The sequence below is a fragment of the Paenibacillus tundrae genome (genome assembly GCF_030812775.1).
Classification (GTDB): domain Bacteria; phylum Bacillota; class Bacilli; order Paenibacillales; family Paenibacillaceae; genus Paenibacillus; species Paenibacillus tundrae_A.
Genome location: NZ_JAUSTI010000023.1, coordinates 1 through 19,666 on the forward strand (window position 1 = coordinate 1; position 19,666 = coordinate 19,666).

Consider the following 19,666-nt stretch of genomic DNA (forward strand, 5'->3'; position numbering starts at 1 on the left):
AGCTTATGTTGTTTGCTTGCCGCACCGTGTTTCTCGTGTTTTCTTGGCCGGAATTAGAATATACCATGTACAGATTTAGAACGCAAGCTTTTTTTATAGAAAAGTTTAAAATAAGATGTAACCACACTAAACTTCCTCAACAAACACAGATATTATACTTCCCGCCCTATACTCAGGAATATACATCAATAGTTCTCCAAAGTTAGCTCTATGAGTGATTGAGGTTCGAAGATGTCATGTATAAGGTTAAACTCTTATCGAACCTCTCTATAGGTCTTTAAATCACACTAACAATGTTACTTCATTTTCTCAAGGGGGATCTTTCGTGGCCATAACGTATAGCTGAAGCTAATAATAAAATCGATTCCTAATATCATTCCCCAAATTCTAATAAGGCCTGTGAATGCTTCTGTCCGCTCTGCATCACCAATCCACAGAACCATGATATATAGAAACAAACAGCCAATACACCAAGCAGCTAGATGCCTGAACCATCCTTGGATCTCACGATTGGCATGCTCCCTGCCATAGACCTTCTGACCTCGGGGATTATCCCCGCCTTTGAACCAATAGAGAAAGTACCGATCCGCCCAAGCAATCATGCGATGACCATAGACTATACTCACACCTATATAGATCGCCGCTATACCATGAATCGCACTCGCAGTTGCTCCACGTTGAAGATCCATGACCGTCGCCACCAATAACAATACATCCACAATAGGTGTTGCCATGAGAAGAGCAATTCCCGTTCTTTTCATCCCAAGTAGATATCGCACACTCAATCCCGCAGCCACAAACAACCAGAAGGCAATCTCACACCCTATAATAAAATAACCAATCAAATTCTTACCCCTTTCTTTTTTAACACTTGTGTACTAAAAACAATTTAACACGATTGTATTATAATAAGCAACAATGATATAATTAGAACATGCCTAAAATAGTTGATCACGATAAACAACGCCTACTTGTTGCGGAAGCGGCATGGCGCGTCATACGAAGGGATGGTATGGAGCACACCTCTGTTCGTAATATTGCAAAAGAAGCTAACCTATCTACAGGTTCAATGCGTCATTATTTCTCTACGCAATCCGATTTGCTCCTATATGCTATGAATCTGGTATCTGAACGAGTTAGGCAACGATATCATCAGATGCCACTCACAGGTTCTCCACTGGAGGATATGAAGAAGATATTATTAGAACTCTTGCCTAATACAGACGAGAAGTTTGCAGAGATGGAGGTATGGTTCGCTTTTACTGTAAAATCCAAAACAGATCCGGCGCTCAAGTCGCTTGCGGATAAGGTCTATAACGAACTCCGGCGGATGGCTGCTTATGTTATCACTCATCTGATGGCGCATGGGTTAACAAGTCCCAACCTAAACGTAGAACTTGAGATCGAACGATTGTATGCACTAGTCGATGGATTAGCCATTCACGCCATCCTCAGACCTGAATCGATGAATGCGAAGGTTATGGATGACATCCTCACATTACATCTTGCCTCTTTATGCGATTCACAGGAGTCGTGACTATATACGTTATGCGATGTAAATTCCAAAAAAAACCGTCAGACATTGGTTAAATGCCCTGTTATCTCTAACAACGGCTACACCACTTGTCTGACGGTTTCTTTCCTTATCCGATAATGATCCGTCCTTCTGGATGACGATACAATGTCTTCTCTTTGCGCGGACGAAGCGCATAAGCAATCGTTAACGGCCCAATACGGCCAACAAACATCGTAAATGTAATAATAATTTTGCCCCAATCGGTTAACTCATGAGTAACACCCACCGAAAGTCCAACCGTTCCAATTGCCGAGGCAGCCTCAAACATAAGTGCGAGAAACGGCGCATCCTCTGTCGTCAATAACAGCATGACAACGACCATGAAGATGATTAAGGAAACCATAATAATGGTCAATGCCCGCATAAGCAGTTCCTTCGGAACACGTTGACGGAAGAACACAATATCTTTATTCCCACGAATCATGGCATATACGGCGCCGATCATAATTAAAAATGTTGTCGTTTTGATTCCACCACCCGTCGATCCCGGTGAAGCCCCAATAAACATTAATAGAATGAAAAAGAACTGCGTCGCCTGTCTCATCTCCGTAATATCAATGGTACTCGTACCTGAAGAGCGGGTCGAAACCGATTGAAATATGGCCGCATATATCTTCTCACTCCAACTCAGCGGTGCCAACGTATGTCCATTGGTGAATTCAAAGATAAATAGGACAATCGCTCCGATCCCAATCAGTGCACCCGATACGGATAGCACCAGCTTAGATTGTAGCGACAAACGGCGGCGTTTGCGATATTCGAATAGATCATTCAAAACCACAAAGCCGAGGCCACCCGAGATGACAAGGATAGAGGCTGTTAGGTTGAACAACCAGTCGCCTCTGTAATACTGAAAGCTGTTACCGAATAGGTCGAACCCACCATTATTAAACAAGGAGACAGAATGAAACACTCCATAGTATGCAGCCTGCATAACAGGCATCTCTGTTGCCCAGCGTAACGCCAGTATAATTGCCGCTACTCCCTCGATGGTAAAAGAGAAAATCAGCACCTTACGGATGATACGTACAATACCCTCCATACTATCCGCGTTAATGGCCTCTTTGAGCAGTAACCTATCCCGAAGTGAGATTCGCTTACCCATAACCAACGCAAACAACGTGGCAATGGTCATAAATCCAAGTCCACCGAGTTGCATGAGCACCATGATAATAATCTGACCAAATAAATTGAAGGTTGTCCCAACATCTACAACAACCAGTCCGGTCACACATGCCGCAGAGGTAGCCGTAAACAGCGCATCAATAAATGCCAGGTGCTCGCCACTTTGATTAGAGATTGGAAGCATTAGCAAAATTGTACCGATGGAGATGATAAGTATAAAACCACCAACCAGAATCAACGGAGGGGATAGAAATTTAGGGAAGTGAAGCCTGAACTTCATGAAGGGCACCTCTTTTAACAAAATACAAGCATGGTGAGCGGTAAAAGTCCTGGTAGAGCTAGCTTCATCTTCATATGAAGCCCAAGAAGAAATTATCATTCCATGATGTTTCCTTTGCTCTAACGATCCTTCTATGTAAACCTAAAGAGGAACTTGCCTCAGCTTAAACTGAACGGCAGGTTCCTCTTCTATTATGAACGCATAGCACGTTCCTTATTAATCTTGTGTACGTGGACGCATATGAGGGAAGAGCAGTACATCCCGAATGGATGGTGAGTTTGTGAGCAACATGATCAATCGGTCAATCCCGATGCCCAGTCCACCTGTCGGTGGCATACCATATTCGAGCGCACGAATGAAGTCATCATCCATCTCATGTGCCTCATCATTCCCGTGTTCCTTCTCAAGCATCTGTGCTTCAAAACGCTGACGCTGATCAATTGGATCATTCAACTCAGTGAAGGCATTCGCATGCTCACGTCCAACGATGAATAACTCGAAGCGATCCGTGAAGCGTGGATCTACATCGCTTTTCTTCGCCAGTGGTGAAATTTCAAGCGGGTGTCCCATAATGAAAGTTGGCTGAATCAACGTTTCTTCTACAAATTGCTCGAAGAACGCATTCAGAATATGGCCAAATGTCATATGCTTCTCAACCGGAACGTTATGCTCCTTCGCCAAGCTGTGTGCTTCCTCATCCGTCATATGCACGGAGAAGTCTACACCAACGACTTCTTTAACCGCATCTACCATCGTAACCCGGCGCCATTCTGGCTTAAGATTCACTTCATGCTCTCCATACTGGATTACTTGCGTACCCAATACTTCCTGAGCAATATGTGCAACCAGATTCTCTGTCAAATGCATGATATCTTTGTAGTCAGCATATGCTTCATACAATTCAATCATCGTGAATTCTGGATTGTGACGTGTTGACATCCCTTCGTTCCGGTATACACGGCCGATCTCATAGACTTTCTCCAATCCGCCAACAATCAGGCGTTTCAAGTGAAGCTCAATTGCGATCCGCATGTACAGTTCCATATCCAGCGCATTGTGATGCGTGATGAATGGACGTGCCGCTGCACCACCTGCGATCGTATGCAAGGTCGGTGTTTCCACTTCCAGGTATCCCAGAGAATCCAAATAACGACGCATAGACTGAATGATTTTGGAACGCAAAATAAACGTCTGTTGCACATCCGGGCTCATAATCAGGTCAACATAGCGCTGACGATAACGCAGCTCTACATCAGTAAGACCATGGAATTTGTCCGGTAGCGGATAGAGGGATTTGGAGAGCACTTCTAGATCTTTCACTTTAACGGAAGTTTCGCCCGTTTTCGTTTTGAAGATCACACCACTAACTCCAACAATATCTCCTAGATCCAGCAGGCTGAATGCCGCGTATTTGTCCTCTGCCACGGTATCCTGACGAACATAGATCTGGATTCTGCCGCTCAGGTCCTGAATATGCGCAAAGCTTGCCTTACCCATTCCCCGCTTCGCCATAATCCGTCCGGCAATACTGACTTCGATCTGCTTCTCTTCCAGCTCTTCCTTAGTCAGTTCTTCATACTTCTTCAAAATAGAACCGGCTTCTTCGGTACGCACGTATTTTTGGCCAAAAGGATCAATTCCCAATTTGCGGAGCTCGTCCAATTTGTCGCGGCGAATTTGCAAAAGCTCGCTAAGTTCGGTTTCCTGATTCAAGACTTCATCCGTCATGATCTGTATTCATCTCCTTATTTACATTGCAGACATTCTCAGAGGTGTCACCCTCATATGATGAAAAAGCTTCCCTAAGGAAGCTTTTGTCTTTCGTGTCCTACTGCTTCATTGCTATGATTACTTTTTAATATCTACAATTTTATATTGAATTACGCCAGCAGGTACACTCACATCAACAACTGTACCCTTTTTCTTGCCCAAAATGGCTTTACCCACAGGGCTTTCGTTCGAAATTTTGTTCTGAAGCGGATTAGATTCCGCCGTTCCTACAATAGTATATTCTGTGATATCACCGAACTCGAGATCTTCTACAGTAACGGTTGCACCGATACTTACAGCATCTGTGTCGATCTCGTCGCTGTTAATGATTCGAGCGTTACGCAGCAATTTCTCCAATGTAATGATACGACCTTCAATAAAAGCCTGTTCATTCTTAGCATCTTCATATTCGGAGTTTTCACTGATATCTCCATAACCGATGGCTACTTTGATCCGTTCAGCCACTTCACGGCGCTTCACTGATTTTAGTGTTTCCAGTTCTTCTTCTAGCTTCTTGAGTCCTTCTGGTGTAAGGATAACTTCCTTATCGCTCATCTCAACCGATTCTCCTGTCATGGGAATAATTTGATTGCATGGCAACGGAATCCATGCCGTTTGTTCACAGAGCTCCGCCCACATACATCTTAGAAACTATATGAAGTTCTCCGGAGAAACAGAACGTCCTCCTGATGCACTAACCTTATGACGCACATGGCGAATTTATACTGTGAAATTATAGGGGAACGGTCTCGAAAAGTCAATGTTACGCCCCTTATATCTGTAAACGTTTTACAATCCGAGTTTAGGATGCATTGCCTGCTGCAACGGGTTCCGTTTCTAGGTTACCCTCCAACTTCAGTCTACCTACAAAATCCTCCAAAATTTGCACCATCTCATCACGTTTGGTACCTTCCATAATGATATCTTTGATCCTAGCAGAACCCTTCAGTCCTTTCAGATACCAAGCTAGATGTTTACGCATCTCACGTACAGCAACCGTCTCATTCTTCAATGCGATCAGGCGATCCATATGCAGAATTGCAACACGAATCTTCTCCTCACCATTCGGATCAGGGAGTAATTCGCCTGTGCTTAAGTATTGAATTGTACGGTATAACATCCATGGATTCCCCAAGGCAGCACGACCAATCATCACGCCGTCACATCCCGTTTCATCTAACATACGGCGGGCATCCTCCGGTGAAGATACATCGCCGTTCCCAATTACCGGGATCGAGACAGCCTCTTTTACATCCTTAATGTGTGACCAATCTGCCGTACCTGTATAGAGCTGCTCCCGTGTTCTTCCGTGCACACTTACCGCTTGACCGCCAGCACGTTCAATCGCAAGTGCATTCTCAACCGCAAAGATATGTTCGCTATCCCAGCCGATCCTCATCTTAACCGTTACCGGCTTCTCAACAGTATCCACGACAGCGGAGACCATTTCGTAGATCTTATTTGGATCAAGCAACCATCTTGCACCTGCATCACATTTCGTCACTTTAGGTACAGGACAGCCCATGTTAATGTCGATAATGTCTGCATTCGTTTCTTTGTCTACGATTTTGGCTGCTTCGATAAGTGAATCGCGATCGCCTCCAAAGATTTGCAGGCTTAGTGGTTTCTCACGTTCATCAACAAACAGCATCTCACGTGTACGCTGATTGCCATGCACGATGGCCTTACCACTCACCATCTCCGCACATACGAGGCCTGTTCCGAATTCCTTCGCGATCAAACGAAAAGCCGGATTACATACACCAGCCATCGGTGCAAGTACGACCTGGTTTTTCATTTCAATGCCACCAATTTTCAGCATGTTAGTCGTTACACTCCTCATCAAACCGTAGGACTCTCACTTGAGTCCCCGTAATGTTCCAGTTATTTGTATTCAAGTTGTATTTCGTATTTCGTACACATGGTGTTTAATCATGATTAATCTATACGAATCAACAGTGCTATATAAAATCAACGATTATTAAGATATTTTATATGGCTATGCCCTCAAGAGCACATGTCGTGATGACTTACTCGCCTCTAATCTCCGATACACTAATCCCCAGCATCTCTGCAATCCGATTCAGCTCCTGTTCGGATACTTTGCGATTGCCACGTTCAATGGTTCCGAGCGTCGCCAGTGAGATGCGCGTCTTCGAAGCAAGCTCTTGTTGTGTCAAACCTTTCAGCTTCCGGAATGCCCGGATTCGATTGGCCAATTGCACGTTTTCCAAAGCTGTATTCCATCCTTTCCATCGAGAACAGACAACGATGCATGTACAAAGTCATACAAGCCCGAAGGCTCATTCTTCATGACAACGTCTGACAACGGAACTAACACAAATGCACGTTCACCCATGCGCGGGTGAGGCAGTTGAAGTACTTCGGTCTCCCGCGTCTCTCCAGCGACCCAGAGCAAATCCAGATCAACGGTACGAGGACCCCAACGAATATCACGAACACGTCCAAGCCGGTTCTCAACATCTAATAATTCCGTGAGCAATTGCTCCGGTGTTAATTGTGTCGTTACAGCTATAGCCATATTTAGAAACGCAGGCTGATCTACATACCCGACAGGATCCGTCTCATAGAGCGCAGAACAGCGCAGTATAGATATATGCGGATGGGCATCCAGGAGCGTTAACGCTTCAAGCAATGTCTGCTCTCGGTCGCCCAAATTGGCCCCTAAAGCAATATAAGCCTCTGAAGAATCAGAGGTCGAATGTGCAATCATGATCGGTTCTCACTTTCTTGTGCGGCGAAGCTCTACCGTTACGCCCCCAAAATGAATATCAAATGGTGGATGTGGCTTCGTCACTTTGACTGTCAATGCATTGATAATAGTATAAGTGTCTAGTAAAGAAGATGCAATATGCTCACCTAAAGCTTCAATTAACTGGAATGAAGTATTCTCGACAATATGCTTCACTAGTTCATGAATCTCTGCATAATTAATTGTTTTGGTTAAGTCATCATTACGTCCAGCCTCACCCAAGTCCATATCAATATCCAGATCAATATAATAACGCTGTCCGAGCTTCCGCTCTTCCTCAAATACCCCGTGATATCCGTAATACTCCATCCGGTGTAGTACCATTCTATCCATTATATGACCGCCTATCCTTATATAATAAAAAACACGCTCTCTTTGCTACACAGCCAATTTAATTTCTTCGCAAACCAGGAGACGCATATAACATGGCATCACACATGTCTACCGTTCGACGAATTGATTTTACATCATGGACACGTACCATCTGACAGCCTTGTGCAATGCCAAAAGCTACAGTTGCAGCTGTGCCCTCTACTGCATCATCGGCCTGAACCCCCAAGGTGTTCTGGATGAACCTCTTACGTGAGGTTGCCAGTAGAACAGGATAACCTAGCTCGTTCAGCATAGCTAATGAAGACATCAAGGTGAGATTCTCCTTCAAATCCTTTACGAAGCCGATTCCCGGATCAATGATAATCTGATCCTGATGTACACCTGCCTTCAGGGCAATCTGTACACTTTCCTCGATATCCTGCACAACATCCTGTAAATAATTAGAGTAGTCTCGTTCTTGTCGATTGTGCATCAACATCAGAGGGCAACCAAGTTCTGCCGCTGTTTGTGCCATAGCCGGGTCGGCTTTGGCTCCCCACACATCATTGATGATATGTGCCCCAGCCAGAATAGCCTGCCGAGCTACATCCGCCTTGTAGGTATCCACCGATATTGGAATATGTGGGGCTTGCTGATGCAGTGCTTTAATTACCGGAATAATCCGGCTTAATTCCTCCTCGAAATTCACAACCTGTGAGCCTGGTCTCGTGGATTCTCCACCGATATCAATTAGATCAGCGCCGTCCTCTATCATCTGTATGGCATGAGCCACAGCTAGATCAACATGATTGTAACGCCCGCCATCGGAGAATGAATCAGGCGTGACGTTCAAGATGCCCATAATTAATGTCCGGTCTCCAAGTTTTAATTCCGCTGGGCCAAAGGAATATGTTCGTTCATATATAACCGGCGTAAGTGTCATGAAGTATACCCCGCTTTCTCTCGATACATACCCAGAAGTAAGGATGTAACTGGGCCTATTTGTCCGTTGCTAATGATTGTTTCCGTTCCATGTTGATCACGCAAAGTCGTGACAGGGACAAGCTCTGTTACCGACCCTGTCAGGAAAGCCTCGTCTGCATGCAGCAGCTCATCCCAGCGAAATAACCCCTCTTTACAAGGAATACCTTGCTGTAATGCTAACTCCAATACAACAGCACGGGTGATGCCTGGTAAAATACCAGTCTCAATCGCTGGTGTATACAACACACCCTGCATCACCCAAAATACGTTGCTTACAATTCCCTCTGCCACATAGCCGCTACGTGTTAATTGCAGTCCTTCTGCACCCTGGGCTGGTGCCCCATATCCATTCAACTCCCGTTTGGCAAGAATGCTGTTCATATAATGTAACGACTTGAAGCGTACATGCCCCTCCGGCGTATTGCGAGGTGTCGTTAAACATTGAAGCATTTTGCCCTGCTCATAGAGAGAGGAGGATAGGGACGGTAACTCTTTAGTCAGCACGATATGATTGGGCTGAATATAATCTCCGGATGGTAATCCAAGAGGAGCTTCACCCGCCGAGATGGTGTAACGCACATAAGCATCTTCTAACTCATTCGCTTGTAACAAACGCTCAATCCAATCCGTCACCTGTGCTGTTGTTACCGTAAAAGGAATACCTAGTTCGTGGCATCCAGTAGCCATCCGCTCTAAATGCTGCTCCAGCAGAAACGGCACACCACGATACGTCCGAAATGTCTCGAACAAACCAAGTCCATATAAAAAGCCGTGATCCGTTACCGGAATCACGGCTGCCGCCATATGGATTACGTCTCCGTTGATCGCGGCATAGTTCATGTTATACGGTCACCCGCCCGGACAAGAAGTTACGTAACATCTGATGACCGTGATCTGTAATAATCGATTCTGGATGGAACTGAACACCTTCAATCGCATACTCTTTATGACGCAATCCCATGATCTCACCTTCAGCAGTTTCTGCTGTGATCTCTAAACAGTCTGGTAAGCTGCTGCGCTCAACAATCAAGGAATGGTAACGTGTAGCTGTAAAAGGTGACGGCAATCCAGCGAAGACGGATGTACCATTATGATGCATCTCGGATGTCTTACCATGCATCATGCGATCTGCTCGAATCACATTACCACCGAAGGCCTGTCCAATGGATTGATGTCCTAGACATACGCCAAAGATCGGAATGCTACCCTTGAAGTGATCAATAACAGCCAAGCTGATCCCTGCTTCAGTTGGCGAGCAAGGGCCTGGAGAGATCAGAATATGATCAGGTGCCAGAGCTTCAATACCTGCCAGATCAATTTCATCGTTGCGACGTACTTCCACAGTCTCACCTAGTTCACCAAGATATTGAACCAGGTTGTACGTGAAGGAATCGTAATTATCGATAACCAGTATCATATGCCTGCTCCTCCTATTTATCCGTCACAGTGACGGTTGCTTCATTTTTCTGTTTACAACCAATTCAGACAGATTCCGTTGTTATTTCTAGCGACTTTTTTACTTGTATGGATTCCTCGCTATATTGCACAGCTCTCATCATTGCTCTCGCCTTATTGCGGCATTCCTTATATTCACGATATGGATCTGAATCAATAACAATACCTGCTCCTGCCTGTACGTACCCTACGTCGTCTTTGATCGCCAGTGTACGAATTACGATGTTCAATTCCATATTGCCACTGTAATCCATCCATCCGATCGAACCTGTGTATGGCCCACGACGTACCGGCTCCAGCTCCTCAATAATCTCCATTGTACGTACCTTGGGCGCTCCAGTAATCGTCCCACCTGGGAATGTAGCCGCAATGACATCAAAAGCAGATAAACCCGTTGCCAGCGTCCCCTCAACCTGGGATACCAGATGCATCACATGGGAGTATTTCTCGATCGTCATCAGCTCTGGAACATGCACCGACCCATAGGCTGCAATTCTCCCTATATCATTGCGCTCCAGGTCAACCAGCATAATATGCTCAGCCCGTTCCTTGTCGCTGTTCAGCAATTCGGAAGCCATCAGCTCATCCTCAGCCTCGTCCCGTCCACGTCTGCGAGTACCGGCTATGGGACGTGCGCTGACTTTGCCATTGTCCACCTTAACGAGTAGCTCCGGAGAACCACTGACCAGTTGAAATTCAGGACTGCGTAACATCCCCATATATGGAGATGGATTAACGAGACGTAGCCACTCATAGATATGCTCTGCCTTGGTACTCAGCTGCTTTTCCTGTCGTAATGACAGGTTCACCTGAAATACATCTCCCTGCCGGATATATTCCTGCACCTGATGCACGGCTTGTTCGAACTGGTACTGGGGAAATGCTGTCTTCCAGCCTTCTGTTTCCAGATCTGTTACGTCTTCCTGCTGTGACAAAAATAATCGCTGTTTCCGCTCCATTGATACTTGCAATTGATGCTCACCTTGGGCAGCTGTCCATATGCTTAACCAGCGGTCTTGCATCAAGGCTGCACGTTGCTCTGCCTTACCGTACAACTTAGATAACGCCTGTTCACTTCGATCTTCCGGCATTGCCATATGAACCATACAGAACAAAGCCTGTAGCTCATGATCATACGCCCAGATTTCCTCAAAGCGCATCCACCAGTAGTCCGGTAGCTCTGGATTATCCTCAGCAATCGTTGGCAACCTCTCTAAAGATCGAGCTATATCATAGCTGAGATATCCAGCACAGCCACCCCCGAAATCGGGTGCTCCTTCTACCTTTGGAGCGCGGTACGCTGCTGACCATCGTTTCAACACATCAAGCGGCTTGCCGTTCTCAGTGGTGGTATCTCCTTTTTCGAGGTCATAAATGATTGCTTCGTTGCCTTTGCCAGAGATAACGGAAACGGGATGTAGTCCAAGAAATGTGTATCTTCCGCCCTTTCCATTCTCTAACACCATTGCATAAGGCGAAGCCTGCTGCCAAGCCTCTTCCCAGGTTAACGGTAAACCGCCATGATCCGGCTCATCATCCGACTTCATCATATATGGCAGCATGGTCCAGCCTTGTTTGGCCCACTCTGTCCAGTCGGCGTATGTTGTCATCACGTGTGTCATTGCGGTGTACCGCCCTCCATCTGTCGCTAGTTCTATTGTCTGATAGTATACTAAAGCACCGCTCCTTTTAAAAGCATTCAGCAAAAAATCCTCCTCACCCTTCATATGGGCAAGGAGGATTGAATGTATATTCAGTACAGAATTAAGCTTCGAAGTTATACAGCGGTGTGCTCAAATAACGTTCGCCGTTACTTGGTACAATAACCACTACACGTTTGCCTTCACCCAATTGTTTAGCGACTTGCAAACCTGCACGAATCGCTGCACCAGAAGAGATACCAGACAGGATACCTTCTTCTTTGGCTACCAAGCGAGCTGTTTCGAATGCATCGTCATTCTCAATGTGAATGATCTCATCATAGATTTCTTGATCCAAAATTTCAGGAATGAAGTTGGCACCGATCCCCTGAATTTTGTGAGGTCCTGGCTTACCGCCAGCCAAAATTGGTGAAGCCGCTGGCTCTACAGCAATAACTTTTACAGAAGGGAACGCTTCTTTCAGCACTTCACCTGTTCCTGTAATGGTACCGCCTGTACCAATCCCTGCAACGAATGCATCCAACGTACCACCCACAGATTGAATTGCTTCAACAATCTCAGGGCCAGTCGTTTCACGGTGGATTTTCACGTTGGCTTTATTTTTAAATTGCTCAGCCATGAAATAGGTCGGATTCTCCTTCAGGAGCTCTTCCGCTTTTTTGACAGCACCATTCATACCTTCAGCTCCAGGCGTGAGCACAAGCTCAGCACCATAAGCACGAAGCAAGTTGCGGCGCTCCAAGCTCATCGTTTCAGGCATAACAATAACGGACTTATAGCCTTTAGCTGCAGCGACCATCGCGAGACCGATTCCTGTGTTACCACTTGTTGCTTCAATGATGGTATCACCTGGTTTCAACTTGCCTTCTTTTTCCGCTTCTTCTACAATGCTAACTGCAATACGGTCTTTAACGCTTGACCCTGGATTCTGATACTCCAGCTTCACGAATATTTCAGCACTGCCTTCTGGTACGATACGGTTCAGACGAACAAGCGGAGTACCTCCGATGAGTTCTGTTACGTTATTTACTACTTTAGCCATATGAATGCCCTCCTTAGTTGGATGAATAATACTTGGTGCGGTTACCTATACATGTACGGCTGAAGCAGCCTCTGGTTGTTATAGAAGAACTGCGGAAATCCGTTAACATCCATGCTGACAGCTACGTTCTCTAACAGTATGGGGATTCCGTAGGTTTCTTTTTGGTTTTTATTTTATTCCGAGTAAACGAGTAGGTATTTGATTATTTTCATCTTATCAACCTTACGCCCTATTGTCAATATGAGTACTAAAAAAAATACTCTGCCTTGGGCCTTAAGCCTGTAGACAGAGTACTTTTATCACGATGAAGTTAATTCGCAAGATCTATTCATAGATTATGACGCCGGAATATCGGAAACGACCACCGCTTCATACTTGTTTCGAAGTCTTTCTTCCACCTGGGGAAGAGGGTCTGCTTGACTTAATGCCAGTTGCATCCGAATTTCTTCGTGAGCCTCTTCTGCCGATTGCTCCTGACGTTCCTGAATATCGTTCAATTTGATGATGGCATATCCTTCTTGAATATCTACAGGTCCTGCAATATCACCAATCTCCAATTGACCTGCAAGGTTCAATACTTCTTCGGGTTGAAATGGATCATTCTGCTCAATCCAGCCTAGTTTCCCACCCAAATCACGAGAGAAGCTGTCGGTTGATTCGACGCGTGCGGTCTGCTCGAAGTCTGCCCCGTTTTCCAAAGCTTCTAATAAGGAATCCGCTTCTCTTTTATCCTTCACCACAATCATGGACAGATCATACTTCTCTGGGGAGACGTAATCTTCTTGATGCTCGTTCCAGTAACGCTCGATATCTGAATCCTTAATCTGAATATTGATTGTTGCAATCTTCTCCAGGAGAAGCCTATACCCCGCCTCCAGTTCAAGATCCTGCCTAGATAATCCGAGCTGAGACTGCATCTCGTCGTAATACGACTGCTCCGAATCATATCCATCCATTGCATTGGTAAGTTCCTTCGCAATTTCTTTAGGTGTTACTGTTAGATTACGTGCAATGGCTTCGGCATATACTGCTTTGCGGTTAAGCATCTGAAGCAGTAATTCACTGCCATAGCGCTTCTTCAGGGCATCTGTCCATTCCTTATCCGTGATTACCTCACCATTAATGGTGGCTACAGCGCTACCTTCCTCTTGACCCGAATCATGGGGTAGCTCACCCTCTTCACGACCTGTCCTGAGACTCTGCACCACCATGACCGAACCCATCACAAGCATACCAAGCGTCAAGACAATTACAGCCGTCCACAATCCTTTTTCTTGCCTTGTCATTCCGTATCCCGTCCCCGCTAGAATCAGTTCTTGGCTTGCTCCAGAATGGTCTCGAGTTGTTCCTTATTGAAATCATACGCTTCATTACAGAATTGACATACCACTTCAGCCTGGCCTTCTTCTTCAATCAATTGTTCCATCTCCGATTGGCCTAAGCTAATGAGCGTTTGCTCTACGCGTTCCCGTGAACACTCACAACGGAATCGAATATCCATTTCATCTAGTACTTGTACATCAGGGAGGATTCGAGTCAACAATTGTTCGAGCTCAAGTCCTTGATCCAGCAAAGTTGTAACTGGTGGCAGATTGCCGATCGACTTTTCAATAACCGTAATCTCATCATCAGACAGACCAGGAAGGAGCTGTACAATAAATCCACCTGCGACGATCACGGAGTTATCCGTATCAACCAGAACACCTACACCTACAGCAGACGGCGTTTGCTCTGACTTAGCAAAATAGTACGTGAAATCTTCACCCAGTTCACCAGAAATAATTGGGACACTACCGCGATAAGGCTCTTTCAGTCCAAGATCCTTCGTTACATTGACGAAGCCTTCCGTTCCTACTGCACCTGCAACATCCAGTTTACCCATACTATTGCTAGGCAAGTGCACGTGTGGATTGGAAACATAACCACGCACTTCGCCTTTCGCATTGGCGTCTGCTACAATCTGGCCGATTGGACCATCGCCCTTAACCTGAATGGTGAGCTTCTCTTCTCCTTTAAGCATAGCACCCATGATAGCCGCAGCTGTAAGGGTACGCCCCATGGCAGCTGTAGCCGTGGGAAACGTATCGTGTCGTCTGCGCAGCTCCTCAACCAATTCTGTCGTCTGGACAGCAAATGCTCTAACCCGTCCATCCATTGCTGTACCTCGAATCAATCGATCTTGTTTTTTGTTTTCCAAGTCATTCAGCCTCCTTTGGCGTTTTGCCATGTATTATTGTGTATTCATCTAATGTAGAAGAAAAAAAACGGCACAACATGTAAGACTGTCTAATCAGCCCGCTGTCTGCGCCCTTTGTTCTTACCTTTCCCGGTTCCGCTCATAAATGATACGCAGCCCTTCAAGCGTAAGCAGCGGATCGACTTCTTCGATGCTACGGGTTTCTTCTGCAATCAAGGCAGCAAGTCCACCGGTCGCGATCACCTTTGGCTTCGCTCCCAGCTCCTCACGAATGCGTTCCACGATCCCGTCTACCTGCCCTGCATACCCATAGATAATGCCCGCCTGCATGGCATGAACGGTATTACGGCCTATGACCTTCTTGGGTTTCTCTAGTTCAATACGGGGTAACTTTGAGGCCCGCTCATACAGTGCTTCTGTGGCAATATGAATGCCTGGTACGATGGCACCACCTAAATAATTGCCCTTCTCGTCAATACAGTCAAATGTCGTCGCTGTTCCAAAATCAACAACGACAAGCGGCCCCCCATATTTATGAACGGCTGCTACTGCATTCACGATTCGATCTGCACCTACTTCACGAGGGTTCTCGTAACGTAGATTAAGCCCTGTCTTAATTCCAGGCCCAACAAGCATTGGCTTTTTGCCAACATACTTAGCACACATCGTTTCAATCACATTCACCAGTGGTGGAACGACAGATGAAATGATAACTCCTTCAATGTCACGTGTAGAGATGCCGGACATATGAAATAAATTATAAATCAATACGCCATATTCATCCACTGTGGACTGACGAGATGTGCTCAAGCGAAAATGGTGGAGCAACGTTCGACCTTGATATACACCAAGAACGATATTGCTGTTGCCCACGTCTACTACAAGAATCAAAGAGGTTCACCCCTCTTTCTTTTCGTTTAAATCAAGGCTGATATCCAGGCTCTCAAAAGAGTAGGTTAACCTGCCAACTGAGATTACATCCACACCACTCTCTGCAATGCCACGAATGGTTTTCAAAGAGACGTTACCTGAAGCCTCAACTTTCACATGCGGAGACTGCTCGTGGATTAATGAGACTGCCTCACGCATGCGATCTGGATGCATGTTATCCAGCATAATGATATCTGCTCCAGCTTGCAATGCCTCTCGTACCTGATCCAGGTTTTCCGTCTCCACTTCAATGGTCATGGTATGGGGGATAGCTTCTCTAGCACGCTCAACTGCGGCTGTGATACCGCCTGCACCCTTGATATGATTATCTTTGATCATAACCGCATCATATAAACCAAAGCGATGATTCGATCCACCACCCACACGCACGGCGTACTTCTCAAGTAATCGATGACCTGGTGTAGTCTTACGTGTATCTACCAGCTTCGTGGCCAGGCCTTCGAGTGCATCAACATAAGAACGCGTACGTGTGGCAATACCCGACATCCGTTGCAACAAGTTCAGAGCCAGCCGTTCACCCGTTAACAAACGGTGTGTACTTCCCTCCACCTCAGCCAGTATAGTACCTGTTGTAACCAAATCACCATCTTGAACCTTCGGTTTAAATACTATTGTAGGGTCTACGACTTGAAACACCAGTTCAGCTACAGTGATACCTGCAATGATACCATTGTCTTTGGCATGAATAACTGCCTTGGATTGATGGCCTGCTGGAATCGTTACACTGGAGGTCACATCCCCTGCACCAACATCCTCACGAAGCCAGCTTTTAATTCGTTCGATGAGTTCTTCATTATATCCGTTCAATATCATGACATCAATTCCTCCACAATCGCTTGTTCTCGTTGCTGCAGACTATGCTTCTGCCAGACTACATCATCACGCTGCGGGAAATCTTCCCGATAGTGTGCCCCTCGGCTTTCCTGCCGATGTAACGCACCTGTAGTCACTAGCCATGCACATGTCAAAAGGTTGGCATACTCCATCTCTTCCCTTTGTGTAAGCATCTGGTCAAAATAGTGCAACTCATGCTGAAGCTGTTCCATAGCTCCTTGCAGATTAACCCCGTTACGGCGCAGACCAACATAACGAACCATCATTTTCTGTAGTCGTAGACGTCTTTCAGATATAGGTCTTTGCTCCGCCACAACTTTTCTTCCAATACCTCCAGCAAAATGCTCATAACGGATTGGAGCTAGAGGCGGAAGGGAGAGAACTCGCTCCACTATTCTTCGCCCAAACACGATCGCTTCTGACAAGGAATTGCTCGCCAGACGATTCGCTCCGTGTACCCCTGTAGATGAAACCTCACCACATGCGAACAACCTGCCAACACTGCTCTCGCCGCTAAGATCTGTCTTCACACCACCCATCATGTAATGGGCTGCAGGTGCAACTGGAATCCAGTCTGTGGTCATATCAAGCCCGTACCGCATGCAGGTTTCATAAATTGTAGGGAAGCGATGCTTGATCAGTTCGGTTGATTCATGCGTAATGTCTAAGTAGACAAAGGTGCTGTTAGTGGCTTCCATTTCACTGACAATCGCTCTAGCTACAATATCACGAGGAGCCAGCTCAAGCTGTTCATGATAGCGTTCCATGAAACGTTCGCCCTTCACATTGCGCAAAACAGCACCTTCACCCCGTACCGCCTCCGATATGAGGAAACGTGGGGCTCCCGGGTAACATAAGGAGGTCGGATGGAATTGAATGAACTCCATGTCCCGAATGACAGCTCCGGCACGATAAGCCATAGCTACCCCGTCAGCCGTTGCAACCTCTGGATTCGTAGTGTATCGATACAACTGTCCAGCACCGCCAGAGCATAAAACGGTTGCCTGAGCTTTTACAAACACCTGTGAGCCATCTGTCTTTTGGACAAGGGCTCCTATACATTCACCATGATCAGTGATCAAATCAATAACAAAATGTTCATCCCATACTTCAATGCCAGGGTGTTCATTCGCCACTACAGCCAGTGCTCGCACAATTTCATACCCTGTTGCATCTCCATTTGCATGCAAAATACGGCGGTGGCTATGCGCTCCTTCCTGCGTCAACGCCAGCACGCCGTTCTCCTCATCGAATGCTGTTCCCAGTCTGATTAATTCCTTAACACCATCTGGGCCTTCATTCACCAACGCCTCAACCGCTGCGGAGCGGCATAAGCCTGCTCCAGCGATTAACGTATCCTGCAAATGGTATGCGGGGGAATCATCCTCTGCAATGACAGCGGCAATTCCTCCTTGGGCATACCGTGTGTTACTTTCCAATAACGATTTCTTCGTGATCATCAACACACGGCGCTCTTCACCGGCTTTGATGGCCGTGAACAGTCCTGCGATGCCTGAACCAATCACTAGCACATCCGTCTCGACTACAGGCAGCGAGGAGAGATCAAAATCGACTAAGTATGAAGGTATCATATTATTCACCCGTCTTGGAGCAAGAGTAACGCATGTTACTTCACCAATAACATACGCTCTAGTGATTCTCTGGCTTTGTCAGCAACAGCTGGTGGTACGTAAATTTGCGGCTTCATCGTTTCCAGACACTTCACTAGCTTCTTCAGGTTATTCACCTTCATGTTAGGGCAAACGAGAAATTTGGTGGCAAAATGAAACTGTTTGTCTGGGCTATCCAGGCGGAGCTGATACCCTGTTCCATCTTCTGTACCTACGATGAACTCTTTCGTTGTGGACTTCTTGCAGTATTCAAGAATAGCCGTAGTGCTCCCTACAAAATCGCCCATCTCCACTACTTCTGGACGACATTCAGGGTGGACAACAAATCCAGCATTCGGATATTTCGCTCTCATCTCTACAACATCTTTAACCGTTAGCATATCGTGGGTATTACAGTACCCTTCCCAGATAATCATCTTCTTGTCCGTATGTTGCTGCACATAATGACCTAGATTTTTATCAGGTACCCAGATAATTTCATCGGAATCAACAGATTGGATCACTTTAACAGCATTTGCTGAGGTGCAACAGATATCCGTTTCTGCTTTGATCTCCGCCGAGGAATTGATATACGTAACTACTTTGGCATTTGGATGTTGTGCTTTTAACTTACGGAGCCCTTCAACGTTGACCATATCGGCCATCGGGCAACCTGCACGTTCATCCGGAATAATAACCGTTTTGTTTGGTGCCAGAATTTTAGCGCTTTCACCCATAAAATGAACCCCGCAGAATACGATTACATCTGCATCGGTCTCTGCAGCTTTTTGAGCTAGCAGAAATGAATCTCCGCGAAAATCAGCAACTTCCTGTACTTCATCACGTTGGTAATAATGAGCAAGAATAATAGCATTACGTTCCTTTTTCAACTCCATCAGCCGCTCACGCAGCTCACGGTTCATCTCAGCCTTGCGCTCTAAAGCCAGAGCTTCCACCTGTGATCCTCTCCTTATCGGGACAGCGATATTCACTGTTTCGTATGACTGCCTACGTCATCATTTTTCGCTTGAGAAACGAATCACAAGCGGTTTAACACCTAATGTACACAACGTTCACGACTCTGTCAATAAATGAA

The 19,666-nt window shown here is 46.0% G+C and carries 20 protein-coding genes; 1 reads left to right on the forward strand and 19 read right to left on the reverse strand.

Annotated features, from left to right (window positions below; genetic code table 11):
* Positions 1 to 296 precede the first annotated feature (296 nt).
* The gene (locus J2T19_RS25470) at positions 297 to 845 is read right to left on the reverse strand and encodes a hypothetical protein (protein ID WP_307220917.1); all 549 of its coding nucleotides are present in this window, start codon (positions 843 to 845) and stop codon (positions 297 to 299) included.
* A gap of 89 nt (positions 846 to 934) precedes the next feature.
* Between J2T19_RS25470 and J2T19_RS25475 the strand changes: the two genes are divergently transcribed.
* Complete coding sequence (locus J2T19_RS25475; RefSeq protein ID WP_307220918.1) at positions 935 to 1,537, forward strand: TetR/AcrR family transcriptional regulator; 603 nt, start codon at positions 935 to 937, stop codon at positions 1,535 to 1,537.
* A gap of 106 nt (positions 1,538 to 1,643) precedes the next feature.
* On the opposite strand, the gene J2T19_RS25480 is transcribed toward J2T19_RS25475, so the two are convergent.
* From J2T19_RS25480 to nadA, 18 genes are all read right to left on the reverse strand, one after another.
* On the reverse strand, positions 1,644 to 3,080 hold the full coding sequence (locus tag J2T19_RS25480) for a TrkH family potassium uptake protein (protein ID WP_307220920.1): 1,437 nt from the start codon (positions 3,078 to 3,080) through the stop codon (positions 1,644 to 1,646).
* A 117-nt stretch (positions 3,081 to 3,197) separates the two neighbouring features.
* The gene (gene lysS / locus J2T19_RS25485) at positions 3,198 to 4,709 is read right to left on the reverse strand and encodes a lysine--tRNA ligase (protein ID WP_128099783.1); all 1,512 of its coding nucleotides are present in this window, start codon (positions 4,707 to 4,709) and stop codon (positions 3,198 to 3,200) included.
* Positions 4,710 to 4,829: 120 nt separating this feature from the next.
* Complete coding sequence (gene greA, locus J2T19_RS25490; RefSeq protein ID WP_056697486.1) at positions 4,830 to 5,306, reverse strand: transcription elongation factor GreA; 477 nt, start codon at positions 5,304 to 5,306, stop codon at positions 4,830 to 4,832.
* Positions 5,307 to 5,553: 247 nt separating this feature from the next.
* Positions 5,554 to 6,573 (reverse strand): tRNA dihydrouridine synthase DusB, encoded by a 1,020-nt coding sequence (gene dusB / locus J2T19_RS25495; protein WP_307220923.1) that lies wholly within the window; start codon positions 6,571 to 6,573, stop codon positions 5,554 to 5,556.
* A 208-nt stretch (positions 6,574 to 6,781) separates the two neighbouring features.
* Positions 6,782 to 6,985, reverse strand: a complete 204-nt coding sequence (locus J2T19_RS25500; protein WP_056697464.1) for a helix-turn-helix domain-containing protein — start codon at positions 6,983 to 6,985, stop codon at positions 6,782 to 6,784.
* A complete protein-coding gene (gene folK, locus J2T19_RS25505) occupies positions 6,937 to 7,485 on the reverse strand; it encodes a 2-amino-4-hydroxy-6-hydroxymethyldihydropteridine diphosphokinase (RefSeq protein WP_307220927.1) in 549 nt (182 codons plus the stop codon). The genes J2T19_RS25500 and folK overlap by 49 nt, the downstream gene beginning before the upstream one ends.
* A 9-nt stretch (positions 7,486 to 7,494) precedes the next feature.
* A complete protein-coding gene (gene folB / locus J2T19_RS25510; RefSeq protein WP_056697460.1) occupies positions 7,495 to 7,857 on the reverse strand; it encodes a dihydroneopterin aldolase in 363 nt (120 codons plus the stop codon).
* Positions 7,858 to 7,915: 58 nt separating this feature from the next.
* On the reverse strand, positions 7,916 to 8,779 hold the full coding sequence (gene folP / locus J2T19_RS25515; RefSeq protein WP_307220929.1) for a dihydropteroate synthase: 864 nt from the start codon (positions 8,777 to 8,779) through the stop codon (positions 7,916 to 7,918).
* Positions 8,776 to 9,660 (reverse strand): aminotransferase class IV, encoded by an 885-nt coding sequence (locus J2T19_RS25520; RefSeq protein WP_307220931.1) that lies wholly within the window; start codon positions 9,658 to 9,660, stop codon positions 8,776 to 8,778. Before J2T19_RS25520 ends, folP begins: the two co-directional genes overlap by 4 nt.
* A 1-nt stretch (position 9,661) precedes the next feature.
* The gene (pabA, locus tag J2T19_RS25525; protein ID WP_307220933.1) at positions 9,662 to 10,237 is read right to left on the reverse strand and encodes an aminodeoxychorismate/anthranilate synthase component II; all 576 of its coding nucleotides are present in this window, start codon (positions 10,235 to 10,237) and stop codon (positions 9,662 to 9,664) included.
* A 64-nt stretch (positions 10,238 to 10,301) separates the two neighbouring features.
* Entirely contained in the window at positions 10,302 to 11,897 is a 1,596-nt protein-coding gene (locus J2T19_RS25530; RefSeq protein ID WP_307221024.1) for an anthranilate synthase component I family protein, read from the reverse strand.
* Between the two features lie 142 nt (positions 11,898 to 12,039).
* Complete coding sequence (gene cysK / locus J2T19_RS25535; RefSeq protein ID WP_128099777.1) at positions 12,040 to 12,978, reverse strand: cysteine synthase A; 939 nt, start codon at positions 12,976 to 12,978, stop codon at positions 12,040 to 12,042.
* Positions 12,979 to 13,313: 335 nt separating this feature from the next.
* Positions 13,314 to 14,264, reverse strand: coding sequence for a peptidyl-prolyl cis-trans isomerase (locus J2T19_RS25540; RefSeq protein ID WP_307220935.1), 951 nt, complete (start codon positions 14,262 to 14,264; stop codon positions 13,314 to 13,316).
* A gap of 23 nt (positions 14,265 to 14,287) precedes the next feature.
* Positions 14,288 to 15,175: an Hsp33 family molecular chaperone HslO gene (hslO, locus tag J2T19_RS25545; RefSeq protein WP_307220937.1), complete on the reverse strand. Its 888-nt coding sequence runs from the start codon at positions 15,173 to 15,175 to the stop codon at positions 14,288 to 14,290.
* A 120-nt stretch (positions 15,176 to 15,295) separates the two neighbouring features.
* Complete coding sequence (locus tag J2T19_RS25550; RefSeq protein ID WP_056697447.1) at positions 15,296 to 16,066, reverse strand: type III pantothenate kinase; 771 nt, start codon at positions 16,064 to 16,066, stop codon at positions 15,296 to 15,298.
* A 6-nt stretch (positions 16,067 to 16,072) separates the two neighbouring features.
* Positions 16,073 to 16,939, reverse strand: a complete 867-nt coding sequence (gene nadC / locus J2T19_RS25555) for a carboxylating nicotinate-nucleotide diphosphorylase (protein ID WP_307220940.1) — start codon at positions 16,937 to 16,939, stop codon at positions 16,073 to 16,075.
* Positions 16,936 to 18,552: an L-aspartate oxidase gene (gene nadB, locus J2T19_RS25560; protein WP_307220942.1), complete on the reverse strand. Its 1,617-nt coding sequence runs from the start codon at positions 18,550 to 18,552 to the stop codon at positions 16,936 to 16,938. Before nadB ends, nadC begins: the two co-directional genes overlap by 4 nt.
* Before the next feature lie 35 nt (positions 18,553 to 18,587).
* The gene (gene nadA / locus J2T19_RS25565; RefSeq protein WP_307220945.1) at positions 18,588 to 19,526 is read right to left on the reverse strand and encodes a quinolinate synthase NadA; all 939 of its coding nucleotides are present in this window, start codon (positions 19,524 to 19,526) and stop codon (positions 18,588 to 18,590) included.
* Positions 19,527 to 19,666 lie beyond the last annotated feature (140 nt).